General features: G+C 70.1%; 12 protein-coding genes. All 12 read right to left on the reverse strand.

Features of this window, described 5'->3' with window-relative positions; translation table 11 throughout:
• Positions 1–108: 108 nt before the first annotated feature.
• Positions 109–2871 carry a bifunctional acetate--CoA ligase family protein/GNAT family N-acetyltransferase gene (locus BUQ68_RS15745; RefSeq protein ID WP_075216957.1) on the reverse strand — a complete coding sequence of 921 codons (2763 nt, stop codon included), beginning with the start codon at positions 2869–2871 and terminating at the stop codon, positions 109–111.
• Positions 2872–3145: 274 nt separating this feature from the next.
• Complete coding sequence (locus BUQ68_RS15750) at positions 3146–3976, reverse strand: universal stress protein (protein WP_075216958.1); 831 nt, start codon at positions 3974–3976, stop codon at positions 3146–3148.
• A gap of 313 nt (positions 3977–4289) precedes the next feature.
• Positions 4290–4697 carry a type II toxin-antitoxin system PemK/MazF family toxin gene (locus BUQ68_RS15755; protein WP_075216959.1) on the reverse strand — a complete coding sequence of 136 codons (408 nt, stop codon included), beginning with the start codon at positions 4695–4697 and terminating at the stop codon, positions 4290–4292.
• 64 nt (positions 4698–4761) lie between these two features.
• A complete protein-coding gene (locus BUQ68_RS15760) occupies positions 4762–6936 on the reverse strand; it encodes a malate synthase G (protein ID WP_075216960.1) in 2175 nt (724 codons plus the stop codon).
• Between the two features lie 630 nt (positions 6937–7566).
• Entirely contained in the window at positions 7567–9015 is a 1449-nt protein-coding gene (xseA, locus tag BUQ68_RS15765) for an exodeoxyribonuclease VII large subunit (protein WP_075216961.1), read from the reverse strand.
• A gap of 455 nt (positions 9016–9470) precedes the next feature.
• The gene (gene groL, locus BUQ68_RS15770; RefSeq protein WP_075216962.1) at positions 9471–11105 is read right to left on the reverse strand and encodes a chaperonin GroEL; all 1635 of its coding nucleotides are present in this window, start codon (positions 11103–11105) and stop codon (positions 9471–9473) included.
• Between the two features lie 51 nt (positions 11106–11156).
• Positions 11157–11444 (reverse strand): co-chaperone GroES, encoded by a 288-nt coding sequence (gene groES / locus BUQ68_RS15775; RefSeq protein WP_075216963.1) that lies wholly within the window; start codon positions 11442–11444, stop codon positions 11157–11159.
• Positions 11445–11616: 172 nt separating this feature from the next.
• Positions 11617–12483 carry a DMT family transporter gene (locus BUQ68_RS15780; protein ID WP_083656631.1) on the reverse strand — a complete coding sequence of 289 codons (867 nt, stop codon included), beginning with the start codon at positions 12481–12483 and terminating at the stop codon, positions 11617–11619.
• Positions 12480–12968: a GNAT family N-acetyltransferase gene (locus BUQ68_RS15785; protein ID WP_075216964.1), complete on the reverse strand. Its 489-nt coding sequence runs from the start codon at positions 12966–12968 to the stop codon at positions 12480–12482. Before BUQ68_RS15785 ends, BUQ68_RS15780 begins: the two co-directional genes overlap by 4 nt.
• A gap of 104 nt (positions 12969–13072) precedes the next feature.
• Entirely contained in the window at positions 13073–13297 is a 225-nt protein-coding gene (locus BUQ68_RS15790) for a hypothetical protein (RefSeq protein ID WP_075216965.1), read from the reverse strand.
• A gap of 292 nt (positions 13298–13589) precedes the next feature.
• Positions 13590–14186 carry a hypothetical protein gene (locus tag BUQ68_RS15795; protein ID WP_075216966.1) on the reverse strand — a complete coding sequence of 199 codons (597 nt, stop codon included), beginning with the start codon at positions 14184–14186 and terminating at the stop codon, positions 13590–13592.
• A 235-nt stretch (positions 14187–14421) separates the two neighbouring features.
• Positions 14422–15759 carry a sigma-54-dependent transcriptional regulator gene (locus BUQ68_RS15800; protein ID WP_075216967.1) on the reverse strand — a complete coding sequence of 446 codons (1338 nt, stop codon included), beginning with the start codon at positions 15757–15759 and terminating at the stop codon, positions 14422–14424.
• Between the last annotated feature and the right edge of the window lie 71 nt (positions 15760–15830).

Raw genomic sequence — 15830 nt, forward strand, 5'->3', positions numbered from 1 at the left:
ACGTGACACACGACGGGCGCGTCGCCGGACCGGTGCCGGCGACGCGCCCGTTTCCGTTTCCGCCCGCCGGGCGACCCAATGATTGAGCCCGCCGGGCGGCTTGGGGCTTCAGCGCCCGGCGCTCGCCGGCGTGCCGAGGGCCGGATCGCGGGCGACCGCGTCGGGCACCTTCAGGCGGACCGCCATGATCTCCGGGCTCTCCGGCTCCGGGTGCGCGTCGAAGCCGAGGGCGCCGCACATGTCCAGCATGGTGGTGTTCTCGCGCAGCACCTCGCCGCGGATCTCCTCATAGCCCTCCTGGTGGGCGAAGCGGATGATCAGGCGCATCAGCTCCCAGCCGAGCCCCTTGCCCTTGAGGTCGGAGCGGACCGCGATGGCGTATTCCCCGTGGTCGTGGGCGGCGTCGCCATGCAGGCGGACGGCGCCCAGCATGTCGCCCGTCTCCTCCTCGATGGCGATGAAGGCCATGGCGCGGGCATAGTCGATCTGGGTGAGGCGGGCGATGAAGGCATGCCCGAGTTCCCGCACCCGGGCGAAGAAGCGCAGGCGGAGGTCCTCGTCGGTCATGCGGGCGAAGAAGGGCGGGTAGAGCCGCTCGTCCTCCGGGCGGAGCGGCCGCACGATGACGCGGCTGCCGTCGCGGAGCGTCAGCACCTGCTCCCACTCCACCGGATAGGGCCGAATGGCGAGCCGCGGATGGCCGACGGACGGCACCACGCGGGCGATCTCCGGCGCGGTGTCGGCGCGGACAGAGATCCGGGCGTCCACGGTGATGACCCGCTGGTCGTCGGCGATGATGGGGTTGAGGTCGATCTCGCGGATGCGCGGCTCCTCGGAGACGAGCAGCGACAGCTTCACGAGGCCGAGCGCCAGCCGCTCCGTGTCCACCGGCTTGCGGTCGCGGTAGCCGGCGATCTGGCGGGCGACGCGGGTGCGGCCGATCAGGTCGAGCGCGAGATTGACGTCGAGGGGCGGCAGGGCGAGCGCCTTGTCGTTGATCACCTCCACGGCCGTGCCGCCACGGCCGAACACGATCACAGGGCCGAACACCGGGTCGTCGGCGACGCCGGCGATGAGCTCCACCGCCTTTGGGGCGACGATCATCGGATGCAGCGTCACGCCCTCGATCCGGGCGTCCGGGCGGGCGGCGCGGGCCCGGTCGAGGATGCGCTGCACGGCCCGCTTCACGGCAACGCCGCTCGTCAGTTCCAATTCCACGCCGCCGACGTCGGACTTGTGGACGATGTCGGGCGAAGCGATCTTGGCGACCACGGCCTTGTAGTCGACGAGAAGGTCCTCGGCCTTCATCGCCGCCTCCTCGGCGGTGCGGGCGGCGACCGCCGGGACGGCGGCGATCTCGTAGGCTTCCAGCACCTCGGAGACCTCGGTGGCGGTGAGCCACGTGCGGCCGTCGGCGAGCGCCTTGTCGACGGCGCGCCGGGCGCGGGCCCGGTCCGGGGTGAAGCCGGCGAGAAGGTCCGGCGGCGCGGCGGTGAGGGCGGCCTGGGCGTCCGCGTAGCGCACGAGTTGCATCAGCCCTTCAACCGCCCGGTTCGGCGTGTTGAGCACCGGGATCTTGGCCTCGGCGAACACCGCCTCCGCGCCGTCGTCGGCGCCGAGCCAGGCGGCGATCACGGGCTTGCCGCGGAAGTGCGTGCGCTTGTGCGCCTTCACGGCCTCCACGATGGCGACGGCCGCGGCCTTGGACGAGGCGAGCGCCGTCGGGCAGTTCATCACGAGGACGGCGTCGTTGCCGCTGTCGGAGAGGAGGGTGGCGAGGGCGGCGGCGTAGCGCTCGGGCGGCGCGTCGCCGATGATGTCGATGGGGTTGCCGCCGGACCAGCCGGGCGGCAGCACCTGGTCGAGGGCCGCCATGGTCTCCGGCGAAAGGGCGGCGAGCGAGCCGCCGAGGTCGATCAGCCGGTCGACGGCGAGCACACCGGCGCCGCCGCCGTTGGTCAGGATGGCGATCCGCCGACCGTTGACGCGGGGCACCTGGCTCAGCGTCTCGGCGGCCGCGAACAGCTGGCCGAGGTCGTCGACGCGCAAGAGGCCGGCGCGGCGGAAGGCGGCGTCGTAGACCGCGTCGACGCCGGCGAGCGCGCCCGTGTGCGAGGCGGCCGCCTTGGCGGCGGCGGCGTGGCGGCCGGACTTGATCACGACCACGGGTTTCATGCGGGCGGCCGCGCGGGCGGCGGACATGAAGGCGCGCGCGTCGCGCACCGCCTCCACGTAGAGGAGGATGGCGCGGGTGGTGTGGTCGAGGGCGAAATGGTCGATGAGTTCGGCAAAGCCCACGTCGAGGGCGTCGCCGATGGAGGCAAGGCCGGAGAAGCCGACCTCGTTGCGCTCGGCCCAGTCGAGCACGGAGGTGAGGATGGCGCCCGACTGGCTGATCAGGGCGAGGTCGCCCTTGCGGCCCGGGCGTTGGGCGAAGCTGGCGTTGAGGCCGGCGGGCGGCGCCAGAACGCCGATGCAGTTCGGGCCGATGAGCCGCATGCCGTGACGAAGCGCGATCGCGACGGCCTCGTCGCCGAGCGAGCCGGGACCGCGGCCAAGCCCGGCGGAGATGACGATCACCGCCTTGGCGCCCTTGGCGCCGAGCGCCTCCACGGCGGCCGGCACCGCGGGAGCGGGCACGACCACGACGCCGAGGTCCGGCACGCGGGGCAGGGCCTCGACGCTTGGATGGAGCGGCAGGCCGTCGAGCTCGCCGCCCTTGGGGTTGACGAGCATCAGCTTGTCGCGCGCGCCGGCGATCAGGTTTCGCGCCACGATGGCGCCGACGGAGCCTTCACGGGTGCTGGCGCCCACAAGGGCGATGCTGTCGGGGCGAAAGAAGGCCGCGATGGACTCATAGGTGTTGGGCATGAACGCCTCGGGTTCGGTTCAGCGCGAGCGTCTTCGGCGGTTCCACCCTAGTCATCTAGGCCGGGCGTGCTCCAGGCAAGGCCCGTCGACGGGCCGGCCGCGTGCGCGGCCTCGTGTCTCCTGCGGCAGCCCGGGTGCAGCGACCGTCCGCGCGGGCGCGCCGACCGGCCTTGGGGAACGCGTGTGCCCGCGCCTGCCCCGATCCGTCCGGGAGAGGCCCCGGACGGCACGTTCATGTGCACCGCGCGCCGGCCGGACCGGCCGGCGGCGGGGATCAGTGGGCCATCAGGGTCGGCACCACCATCGTCTCCAGCACGCCACGGGTGGCGCCGCCGATGATGAATTCGCGCAGGCGGCTGTGGCCGTAGGCGCCCATCACCAGGAGGTCGGCCTCCGTCGCCTGGACGTGGCGGTTGAGGGTGGCGGCCACGTCGTTGGCTTCCCGGTGGATGAGGTTGATGGTCACCTGAAGGCCGTGGCGGGCCAGATAGGTGGCCACGTCTGCGCCGGGCTCGCCGGCCCAGTCGCGCTTGCCCTCCACGATGGTGATCTCCACCTGCCGGACCCGCTCCAGGAGCGGCAGGGCGGCGTGCACCGCGCGCGCCGACGTGGACGAGCCGTCCCACGCCACCACCGCGCGGTTGAAGCCCGGCGCGCGGCCGTGCGTCTTCGGGATGAGGAGAAGCGGCACGCCGGCCTCGAACATCACCGCCTCGATGATGGTGCCGCGCATGGGCTCCGGCCGGTCGTAGTCCTCCTGGCCGATGACCACCAGGTCCGACAGGTGGGCCTGGGTGACGATGGGCGCCGCAGCCCCGGCGAGCACGGTGAGGGTGCGCGCCTCAACGGCGACGCCGGCGGCGAGGGCCTTGTCGCGGAAGCGGCCGGCGGCACCTTCGGCCTGGCGCTGAGCCTCCTCGATGGCGCCGATGATGTAGTCGGCCGGGATGGGCGAGGCGAGGAAGCCGGGCGCCAGCGGTTCCATAGCGAGCGCAAGGCCCGTCACGTGGGCGCCCAGCGTGGCGGCAAGGTCAATCGCGGCGGTCGGTCCGGGCAGGGCCTCGTCGTAGAGATCCACGAGTGTGAAGATGTCTTTGATCGCCATCTGACGTCCCTCCTCGGCGTGCGCCCCCGTCCCAACCATGAACCGGACGATGCATGGAGGATAGAGGCCGGGCGGCCATTTCGCCGCACCAGTCGAGGAGATCATGCGGGCGCCGTGTGACGCCCGCATTGAGGTCGATCAAAGGAATGGAAGGTGCCGGGGTCGGGCCAAAAAGAACAAAGCCCCGAAACCGGGGCTTTGCTGACACCACGCCTGCTTGCGATCGCCGATGCGTGGCGGCCGACCGAAGTCGGACTTAAATGTCGGAACAAGTCCGACGACCCTCGTCATATGAGGGTGATTGTTGGATTTGTCAATCGGCGAGACCGAGGCCCGATCGAACACAGGATTGAACTGCCGAGAAAACAGGGGCTTCGAGCCGGCGTATGTCATAGCGACGCTGTCCATTCGCCCAATGCGAAAACAAGTAGCGGAGGCGATGAAAGGCGACCGTAAGCACGATGTCGCCCTTCAGCCACATGACGCGATCGTCGTACGGAGCCGGCAGGCACGGGTCCAGTTCTATCCTGAGGTGATGCGGCAAGATCGGTCGAGGTTCAGTGCTGCTGAGCGGTAGGATCGTGCAAAGCTGAGGCCGCCCGACAATCGGTGGAGACAAAACGACCGCGGGACGGCGTTTCACCATTTCAGGCGGTCGAAACCCCTCAGCGAGGTCGACGCGAACGATAGTGCCTGGATCCGGATGGACGGTGATGGTCAAGAGACGTCTCCTGACCACCACCCTACCGAGTTGCTCGCACTATCGTCAATTATGACATATCCTCTTACCCGGCGCGCTTGCGCTCGCGGCGGCGGGCGTGGAGGACGGGTTCGGTGTAGCCGTTCGGCGCCGCGCGGCCCTTCAGCACCAGATCGAGTGCCGCCTGGAAGGCGATGGAGCGGTCGAAGTCGGGCGCCATGGGGTGGTAGAGCGGGTCGTCGGCGTTCTGCGCGTCGACCACGGCCGCCATCCGCCGCATGGTGGCGACGACGGTGGCCTCGTCGACGATGCCGTGCCGGAGCCAGTTGGCGATGTGCTGGCTGGAGATGCGCAAGGTGGCGCGGTCCTCCATCAGGGCGACGTCGTCGATGTCCGGCACCTTGGAGCAGCCGACGCCCTGGTCGACCCAGCGGACGACGTAGCCGAGGATGCCCTGGGCGTTGTTGTCGAGCTCGGCCTGGACGGCGTCCGGGCTCCAGTTGGTGTCGCGGGCGAGCGGGATGGTCAGGAGGTCGTCGAGCGACGACGGCTCCCGGTCGGCGAGCGCCCGCTGACGGCCGGCCACATCGACCGCCAGATAGTGGAGCGCGTGAAGCGTCGCCGCGGTCGGCGACGGCACCCAGGCGGTGGAGGCGCCGGCCTCAGGGTGGGCGATCTTCTCCGCCAGCATGGCGCCCATCCGGTCGGGCGCGGCCCACATGCCCTTGCCGATCTGGGCACGGCCCGGCAGGCCGGCGGCAAGGCCGACGTCCACGTTGCCGGCCTCGTAGGCGCGGATCCAGGCGGTGCCCTTCATGTCGGCCTTGCGCACGACGGGGCCGGCCTCCATGGACGTGTGGATCTCGTCGCCGGTGCGGTCGAGGAAGCCGGTGTTGATGAAGAACACCCGGTTCGCCGCCGCCCGGATGCAGGCGGCGAGGTTGGCGGAGGTGCGCCGCTCCTCGTCCATGATGCCCATCTTGAGGGTGTGGCGGGCAAGGCCGAGGACGTCCTCCACGGCGGCGAACTGCCGGTCCGCGAAGGCGACCTCCTCCGGGCCGTGCATCTTCGGCTTGACGATGTAGACCGAGCCGAACGGGCTGTTGGCGCGCCGGCCCGCCGGGCCACCGGGGCGACCGACATCGTGGACGGCGATGGCGGCGGTGACGAGCGCGTCGAGAAGGCCCTCCGGGATCTCGCGGCCGTCCGCGTCCAGCACCGCGTCGGTGGTCATCAGGTGACCGACGTTGCGCACCAGCATGAGGCTGCGGCCCTTGAGGGCGAAGGTGGCCCCGTCCGGGGCCGTGTAGGTACGGTCGGCGGCAAGGCGGCGGGTGACCGTGCGGCCGTTCTTCTCGAACGTGTCGGCGAGGTCGCCGCGCATCAGGCCGAGCCAGTTGCGGTAGACCGCGACCTTGTCCTCCGCGTCCACGGCGGCGACGCTGTCCTCGCAGTCCATGATGGTGGAGAGCGCGCTCTCGATCAGGATGTCGGCGACGCCGGCCGGATCAGTGGCTCCGACCGGGCGGTTGCGGTCGAGGACGATCTCCAGATGCAGGCCATGGCGGCGGACGAGGAGCGCCTCCGGCGCCTCAAGCGCGCCGCGCCAGCCGCGGAAGGCGGCGGGGTCCTGCAGGCCGGTGAGCGTGCCGTCCGCCAGCGTCACGTCCAGCCGGCCGTCGACGACCCGGTAGCGGGCGACGTCCTGGTGCCGGCCGATGGTGAGCGCGGCGGCCTCGTCCAGCGCCTGCTTGGCACGCACGACGACGGCCGCGCCGCGCGCCGCGTCGAAGCCCGGCCCGGCCGGGCGGCCCGGCAGCGCGTCGGTTCCGTAGAAGGCGTCATAAAGGCTGCCCCAGCGGGCATTGGCGGCGTTGAGGGCGTAGCGGGCGTTCATGACCGGAACGACCAGCTGCGGGCCGGCGACGGTGGCGATCTCCGGGTCCACGTTGTCGGTGCCGATGCGGAAGGGCTCCGGCGGCGCGGTCAGGTAGCCGATGGAGGCGAGGAAGCCGCGGTAGGCTGCAAGGTCGATCGGCGTGCCGCGGTGGCCGCGGTGCCAGTCGTCGATCTTCGCCTGCAGGTCGTCGCGGACGGCGAGCAGACGGCGGTTCTCCGGGGCGAGGTCGCGCACCAGGGCGGCGAGCCCGGCGAAGAAGGCGTCGCCGTCGATCCCGGTGCCCGGCAGGGCATCGTCCACGATGAAGCGGTGGAAGATCGGATCGACCTGGAGACCGTGAAGGGAAAGCCGCGCGCCCATGGATTTACCTCGCCGCACACGCCGGGTGGGGGAGATCGGGGCGTGTGTCTATCGCAGCATAGGATAAGGCGATCGGCGGCTGTGTCTACGGAGCGAAAACGAGAAGGATTGTTTCCGAAAAGGAGAAGATAGGGCAAATGCGTGGGTGGTCCGCCTTCGGGGACCATGACGAACGGTGGCGGGAGATGGCGGAAGAGGCGCACGTTTGACCAGCGCCGCGCTCGTCATTCCGGTTCAGCCGGACCAGCCACGCATTCGTCGACGCCAGGGATGAGCGTGGGTGGTCCGCCTTCGCGGACCATGACGAACGGCGGCGGGAGATGGTGGAAGAGGTGCTCGTTTGACCAGCGCCGCGCTCGCCATGGTCCGGTTCAGCCGGACCAGCCACGCATTCGTCGGCGCCAGGGATGAGCGTGGGTGATCCACTTTCGCGGACCATGACGAAAGGTGGCGGGAGATGGTGGAATAGGTGCTCGTTTGACCAGCGCCGCGCTCGTCATGGTCCGGTTCAGCCGGACCAGCCACGCATTCGTTGGTGCCAAGGATAAGCGCGGGTGGTCCGCCTTCGCGGACCATTCGGCTGGGGGGACACCAGGAGCACTGAGACGGATCTGCGTTTCGGCGGACGGGTCAGAAGAGGGAGCCCTGCTTCTCCGCCGCGCCGACCGGGTCGGGGCGGGGGCGGGCGCGGCGGTTGGGTGGGCGGCCGGGGTCGGGGGCGTCGCCGGGCTCGCCGTCGGCGGTGACGCCGATGCGGCCGTCGCTGAACTCCACGGTGAGGCGCTGACCTGCGGCGACCTTGCCGGTCTCGAACACCGGCCGGTCGTCGGCGTCGCGCACGAGGGCGAAGCCGCGCTTCAGGGTGGCCCGGTGGTTGACCGCGTCGAACACCGAGACGGTGTTGCGCAGGCGCGCCCGGCGGGCCTCCACCGTGACGGCGAAGGCGCGGTCGATCCGCGCCGCGATGACGCCGAGCCGTTCGCGGCAGAGCGCGCCGCCCCGCTCCAGGGTGCTGACCGAGAGGCGGGCGGCGATGCGCTCGAACCGGCGGTGGTGGAGCGCGGTGTTGGCGCGAAGTGCCGCGGCGAGCGCCGCCGCCGCCGTGTCGAACCGCTGGCGGGGGAGGGCGAGCACGTCGCGCGGACGGGGGAGCGCGCGGGCGGCGGCAAGGAGCGCGGTGCGCCGGTTGTCGAGCGACCGGTCCATGGCGCCGCGCAGGCGCCGGGTAAGGTCGTCGGTGCGGTCGAGGAGGTCGCGGCGGACGGGAACGGCCATCTCGGCGGCGCCGGTCGGGGTGGGCGCGCGCACGTCGGCGGCGTGGTCGATCAGCGTCCAGTCGGTCTCGTGGCCGACCGCGGAGATGAGCGGAATGCCGCTTTCCGCCGCCGCCCGGACCACCACTTCGTCGTTGAAGCCCCAGAGATCCTCCAGCGAACCGCCGCCGCGGGCGACGATGATGACGTCCGGCCGCGGAATGGCGCCGCCCTCGGGAAGCGCGTTGAAGCCGCGGATGCCGGCGGCCACCTCCTCGCCGGAGGTCTCGCCCTGCACCCGGACCGGCCAGACGAGCACGTGGACCGGAAAGCGTTCGTCGATCCGGTGCAGGATGTCGCGGATCACCGCGCCGGTCGGGGAGGTGACGACGCCGACGACGCGCGGCAGGAAGGGCAGGGGGCGCTTGCGGGCGGCGTCGAACAGGCCCTCGGCGGCGAGCTTCTTCTTGCGCTCCTCCAGGAGCGCCATGAGGGCGCCGACGCCCGCCGGCTCCAGGGCCTCGATGACGATCTGGTACTTGGAGGAGCCGGGGAAAGTGGTGAGCTTGCCGGTGGCGATCACCTCCATGCCTTCCTCCGGCTTGAAGCGGAGGCGTGAAAAGGCGGTGCGCCAGACGACCGCCTCCAGACGGGCGCCGTCGTCCTTGAGGGCGAAGTAGGCGTGTCCGGACGAATGCGGCCCCCGGTAGCCGGAAATCTCGCCGCGCACCCGGACATGCCCGAACTGCTCCTCCACCGTGCGCTTCAGCGCGAAGGAGATTTCCGACACGGAGTATTCGGCGACGTTGGGGCGGGTCTCGCTCATGGAACGAAGGGGGCACAGGGCCGGCGCAAGGTCAAGGGGAGCGGCGCGATGCTGCGGTGGATGACGCGCGGAGGGTGGCTAAGAGGTTGATGGGGTTCGGGAGTTTGCAAGACGAGGGGGCGTCGAGTGGGAGGCGCGACGGGGGTTGCACTGACTCGTCCGGCCATCCAGGGCGTCACCCCGGCGAAAGCCGGGGCCCAGCCGACGAGGGGCGATTTGCGCCGGCGCGTGGGCGGCGCAGCCGGTTGGATCCCGGCGTTCGCCGGGATGACGGCCAGGCGATATGGCATGACGGTTAAGGGAACGAGCCGCGCAAAGGAAAAGGGCGAGCCTTGCGGCCCGCCCCTCTCTTCGACCACTGACGATATGGACTTCTTAGAAGTCCATGCCGCCGGTTCAAGCCGGCTGCTGCCGACTTGAACCCTTCCGTGAGTATGGGTGGCTTTATGGACTTCTTAGAAGTCCATGCCGCCCATGCCGCCACCGCCCATCGGGGGCATGGAGGGCTTGTCCTTGGGCAGCTCGGCGATCATCGCCTCGGTGGTGACGAGCAGGCCGGCGACCGAAGCGGCGTCCTGGAGCGCGGTGCGCACGACCTTGGTGGGGTCGATGATGCCGGCGGCGATCATGTCCACGTAGGTCTCGTTCTGGGCGTCGAAGCCGAACGTGTCACCGAGTTCCAGCACCTTGCCGACGACGATCGAGCCTTCCACGCCGGAGTTCTCGGCGATTTGGCGGATCGGGGCCTCAAGCGCGCGGAGCACGATCTTGATGCCGGCCTTGATGTCCGGGTTGTCGGAGGTCAGCTGCTCCACGGCCTTTTTGGCGCGCAGAAGAGCGGTGCCGCCGCCCGGGACGATGCCTTCCTCGACCGCGGCGCGGGTGGCGTTCAGGGCGTCGTCGACGCGGTCCTTGCGCTCCTTCACCTCGACCTCGGTCGAACCGCCGACGCGGATGACCGCGACGCCGCCCGCCAGCTTGGCCAGACGCTCCTGCAGCTTCTCGCGGTCGTAGTCCGAGGTGGTCTCCTCGATCTGCGCCTTGATCTGCGCCACGCGGCCCTGGATCTCCTCGGCGGCGCCAGCGCCGTCGACGATGGTGGTGTTCTCCTTGGTGATGGAGACCTTCTTGGCGCGGCCCAGCATCTGCAGGGTCACGTTCTCGAGCTTGATGCCGAGGTCTTCGGAGATCACCTGGCCACCGGTCAGGATGGCGATGTCTTCCAGCATGGCCTTGCGGCGATCACCGAAGCCCGGCGCCTTGACGGCCGCGACCTTGAGGCCGCCGCGGAGCTTGTTGACGACGAGCGTGGCGAGCGCCTCGCCCTCGACGTCCTCGGCGACGATGACGAGCGGACGGGAGGACTGCACGACGGCTTCCAGCACCGGCAGCATGGCCTGCAGGTTGGAGAGCTTCTTCTCGTGGATGAGGATGTACGGGTCGTCGAGATCGGCGACCATCTTCTCGGCGTTGGTCACGAAGTACGGCGACAGGTAGCCGCGGTCGAACTGCATGCCCTCGACGGTCTCGAGCTCGGTCTCGGCGGTCTTGGCCTCCTCGACGGTGATGACACCCTCGTTGCCGACCTTCTGCATCGCCTCTGCGATGAGCTGGCCGATCTCGACCTCGCCGTTCGACGAGATGGTGCCGACCTGGGCGACTTCGGCCGAGGTGGAGATCTTCTTGGAGCGGGCCTTGAGGTCCGCGATGGCGGCGGTCACGGCAAGGTCGATGCCGCGCTTCAGGTCCATCGGGTTCATGCCGGCGGCAACCGCCTTGGCGCCTTCCTTGACGATCGACTGGGCCAGCACCGTGGCGGTGGTGGTGCCGTCACCGGCGATGTCGTTGGTCTTCGAGGCCACTTCGCGCACCATCTGGGCGCCCATGTTCTCGAAGCGGTCCTCGAGCTCGATCTCCTTGGCGACGGAGACGCCGTCCTTGGTGATGCGCGGAGCGCCGAAGGACTTCTCGATGACGACGTTGCGGCCCTTCGGGCCGAGGGTCACCTTCACCGCGTTGGCGAGGATGTCCACGCCGCGAAGCATCTTGTCGCGGGCGTCGGAGGAAAACTTAACTTCCTTGGCAGCCATGTCGTTGATCCTGAAATGAGAGTGTTGTCCGAAACGGGTGTCAGTCGGCGTTTAGCCGACGATGCCCAGGATGTCGGATTCCTTCATGATCAGGAGATCCTGACCATCGATCTTGACTTCGGTGCCCGACCACTTGCCGAACAGAATCTTGTCGCCGGCCTTCACGTCGAGGGCATTGACCTTGCCGCTCTCGTCCCGGGCGCCGGGGCCGACAGCGACGATCTCGCCCTGCTGCGGCTTCTCCTTGGCGGTGTCCGGGATGATGATGCCACCGGCCGTCTTCTCCTCGGACTCGAGCCGGCGGACGACGACGCGGTCGTGCAGCGGACGGAAGTTCATGGGCAGTCGCTCCTCTAGATCTTCGGCGCCCCGGGCGGGTCGCCGGTCAGATGGGTGTGCTGTTAGCACTCCCTCATGGTGAGTGCTACAGGCGTGCCTGAGATAGGCGGGGCGGCTTCGGCTGTCAATGGGGGGACGAGGCGGGACATGCGACGCGCGAGAGGCGCGCGGGTCAGGCGGGCCGGCGGAAGACCATCAGGCAGGCGCCGACGATGAGGGCGGCGCCGAGAAAGGTCCAGAGCGTCGGGAACTCGCCGAAGAAGACGGCGCCGAACACGCCGGCCCAGAGGAAGCCCGTGTATTCGATCGGCGCCAGCCGGGCGGTGGGTGCGTGCGCATAGGCCCAGGCGAAGGCGAGGTGGCCGGCGGTGCCGAGCGCGCCGATGACGGCGAACAGGAGGAGGGCGTCCGGTTCGGGCGGTGTCCAGACGATGAGGGCGATCGGCAGAGAGAAGAGGGCCGCGCTGGCATTCTGGGCAAGCACCAGCGCGAGCACCGTGTCGCGGCCGCTGTCCTTGCGGGTCATCACCATGGCGATGGCGTAGGTGACCGAACAGGCGATGCCGGTGACGTAGCCGAGCGGATCGCCGCCGACCGCCTCGCCGCCGGAAAGACGCCCGACCAGCATGACCACCACGCCGAGGAAGCCGATGGAGATGGCGAGCCAGGCGCTCGGCGGAACCGCCTCCTTGAGGAGGACGCGGGCGGCGAACACCATGAAGAAGGGCGCGGTGAAGCTCACCGCTACCGCCTCGGCGAGCGGCAGCAGAGTGAGCGTCTTGAAGAACAGGAAGGCAGTGGAGAGGATGAAAAGCGCGCGCACGGCGGCCCGCTGGAAGGTGCCGACGGTCGGCCGGCCTGCCGCCGGCAGCAGCATGAGCAGGCCGAGGGCGACGAACCCGGCGAGGTAGCGCAGGAACACCACCTGCCCGGTGGGGTGGGCAAGGCTCACCGCCTTGATGGCCGCGTCCATGGTGGAAAGGACGGCGACGGCGAAGACGGCTGCCATGACGGGTAGCGGCGAGGCGAGGGTCTTCACGGGTCGATCACCCGGACGTAGGCGTATTCCCAGGCCGCGGTGGCGTCGGCCAGGAAGCGGACGACGGGCTGGCGGGTGAAGCCGAGCTTCTCGTAGAAGCGGTGGCCGCGGGTGAAGCGCGTGTCGGTCCAAAGGCGAAGGCTTGTGGCGCCCTCGTGCCGTGCCCAGTCGACCGCCGTGTCGAACAGGCGACGGGCGTGTCCGCCGCCGCGCAGATCAGCCGAGAGATAGACCTTGAAGAGCTCGAACCGGTTGTCGCCGTCAGCCGGCGTGATGGCCGTGGAGCCCAGAACCGTGCCGGCGCTGTCGACCAGGACGAGAAGCCGACCGCCCTTCGACCGATAGTGGCTGGCCGGCGCCTGCAGTTCCGGGAACTCGGCCAGCACGAAGGGGCAGCCAGGATACTCGTCGAAGACGGAGCGGATCAGCGCCGCGATGGCCGGACCGTCTGCGTCGACGGCATCGCGGATCACAAGGTCGGACAAGAGGGGCACATCCGGACGGAGAAGCGTGCCGATGCTCTACAGGATCCGCCGTCCGGCGCCAAGCCGTCCCGCACGCCCGGACGGCGTGCGGCAGACGGCCTCGGTCAGATGCGGAACGAGCGGCGAAGCGACAGGCTCCAGCGGCGGCCGGTGCCGAGCGGCGCCTTGCCGTCGAACGCGGGCTTCATGGCGGACGCGGGGTGCATCTCGTAGGGACGCGCGTCCCGCGGCTCGTCGTCCGGGACCGGGGACCGGTCCAAGGTGTCGTTGTGCAGCATCACGAGGCCGCGGGCGTCCTTCAGGATGATGGATCCGGCGTTGATGGTCATGGCGATCCCCTCGGGTGGTGGCCGCCGAACCGTGTGCCGGCTGGCCTGCTCATGTCCCGATTGGGCGCGGAAAGGGTTAAGGAAGTCCGACCCCGCGCCCGATCCCGCCCCGTGGCCGAGGTCGGGGAAGACGATTCTCTGCCGCCAAGTGTCTACGAGCCCGGCGATTTGCCGACCCGAAACAGGGGGATCATGCGGTTCGTGCAAATCAGCTATGCAGGATGAATCATCCAAGCCGTCAGGCGCGAAACCGCACGGCCGTGATGCGCCGCCCGGGCGACGCGGCGGCCCGTCAGGGCGCGGGCGTTTCGACCTTGAAGGGCAGTTCGAAGCTGCCGACCTTGTCGGAGTTCTTGTCGCGCAGGCGCGTGAGGAGGATGTAGTCGCCGGGCCGCAGGCCCTGGAAATTGTAGGTGATGAACACCTGGAATTCCTTGTTCCGGCGCCGTGTGGTGAGGCCCGGTTCCGCAAACCCGGTCTGCGCGTGCAGGATCTGGCCCTTCGGCGTGCGCAGCTCGAAATCGGCGGTGAAGCCGATGCTGAAGGACTCGCCCGCGCTGCCGTAGCCGTACCCGAACGGCTCCGAGTAGACGTGGAGGTCCTCGTCGGGACGGAAGACGGCGTTGGGCCGGGCCGTGTACATGCCGAAGCCGGCGGGCCGCTCGGTGACGAACAGCGCTTCGGAAAAGCCGAGCGGCGCCTTGTCCCAAGCGGCGTTGAACGCGGCTTCCATTTCGGCGAGCGCCTGCACGGGCTTGTTGTCGCGAAGGAGCGTTTCGGCCTGCGTGGCCCGATCGACCAGTTCGCCGGCCCCGGCGGTCACCGCGACGAGCGGCAGGAGAAGGCTGGCGGCGACGGCGATACCACGGACAAGGCCGAAGACGGACATGGGACGACGGGTCCTCGCGGCGAACGGACCGGCGCTCTTGGCTGCGCGGCGCTCTGGAACGTGACGGGTGGGAAGGCTGGCGGCCTGTTCGGGCGTACGAACAAGGCACAAGCCACCGCTGTCCGGCCGGGGGCGACCAGAGGGCGGCGTCGCATCTTACCCATTGCAGTCGATGCCACAAGCCCTTGCGCGAACGCCGGCGCAGTCCGCTCGGTAGTTTTTCGCGGCCCGTCGCTCAGGCGCAGTCGGCGGCCGGCCAGCGTTCGCCCTCGCCGAGCGGCAGGCGGCGCTTGCGGTAGATGGTGGACGGGCTGATCTCCAGCGCCGCGGCGGCCCGGGCGATGTTGCCGTTGAAGGCCGAGATGGCCGCCTCGATGATGCGGGCCTCCTCCATCCAGAGCGGCCGCACCACCAGGGGCGCACTGGCGCGGGCGGCCCGTGCGGTCGCAAAGGTGAGGAGCAGGGGCTCGATCATGTCGGCGGTGACGATGGCGCCGTCGTGGAAGGTGGCGAGCCGTTCGCAGAAGTTCCGCAACTCGCGCACGTTGCCCGGCCAGTCGTGGGCGGTGAGCAGGCGCTCCGCCGCCGGGGCGAGGCGGGGTGGCCTTATGCCGGCCTCGCGGGCGGCCGCGCGCAGGAACTCGTCGCAAAGGGCGGGGATGTCGTCGCCGCGCTCGGAAAGCGGCGGCATGCGGATCGGCAGCACCGCCAGCCGGAAATAGAGATCCGCCCTGAGGCCGTCCTCGCCGGAAACGGTTTCCGGCGGCCGGTTCGTGGTGGCGATAATGCGCGGCGACACCTTGCGCCGGTCGAGGCCGCCGCCGACTTCGCCGCTGTCGAGGAGACGGAGGAGCAGCGCCTGCACGCCGTCCGGCAATCGCCCGACCTCGTCGAGCACCAGGGTGCCGCCGTCGGCGCGGTCGAAGGCGCCGCCGGGCGCGGCCAGTTCACCGAGGAGTTCGGTGCGGTCGGCGCCGGCGCAATCCACCAGCACCAGGGGGCCGGAGCGGCGGCGCGAGCGGGCGTGGACCGCCCGGGCGATCAGGCTCTTGCCGGTGCCGCTGTCGCCGATGATGAAGACCGGCGCGGCGGCGGGGGCGATCCGGGCGATCTGGTCGATGAGCGCCCGCATGGCCGGGCTGTGGCTGACGATCTCGTCCGCCGCCTCCAGGTGCGGCAGGGCGACGGCGGCGAAGTGCCGTTCGATCCGCCGGGCGAAGGCGAGGCCGTCCACCGGCTTCTCCAGGAAATCCGCTGCGCCGGCCTGCACGGTGGCGACCGCGTCGCGCACGTCGGCGGCGGGACCGACCGCGTAGACGACGGTGTTGGGAGCCCGTCGGATCAACTCCGCGAAGGCGGGAAGACCGCCGACCGTGGCGACATCCGCCGCCATGGCGTCGAACGTGCGCTCGCTCACCATCGCGCGGACGGCGGCGGCTTCGGCAGCCTCGACGATCATCAGGGGACGGGCGATCCGGGTTTCCAGGCCGGCGCGCAAAAGCGCGCGAGCGGCCGGATCGGCATCGGCAATAAGAAGGCGTAGCGCCGACGAAAGACGCAGTGCGGCACCCATGAGGCGGCAATCCTTGCGATCCTGACGCGCGGATTCTTCCGCGCGCTCGCATTCTCGCCGCCACACGGTAA

Origin of the sequence: Mongoliimonas terrestris, from assembly GCF_001927285.1 — a bacterium.
GTDB classification, from domain to species: domain Bacteria; phylum Pseudomonadota; class Alphaproteobacteria; order Rhizobiales; family Pleomorphomonadaceae; genus Chthonobacter; species Chthonobacter terrestris.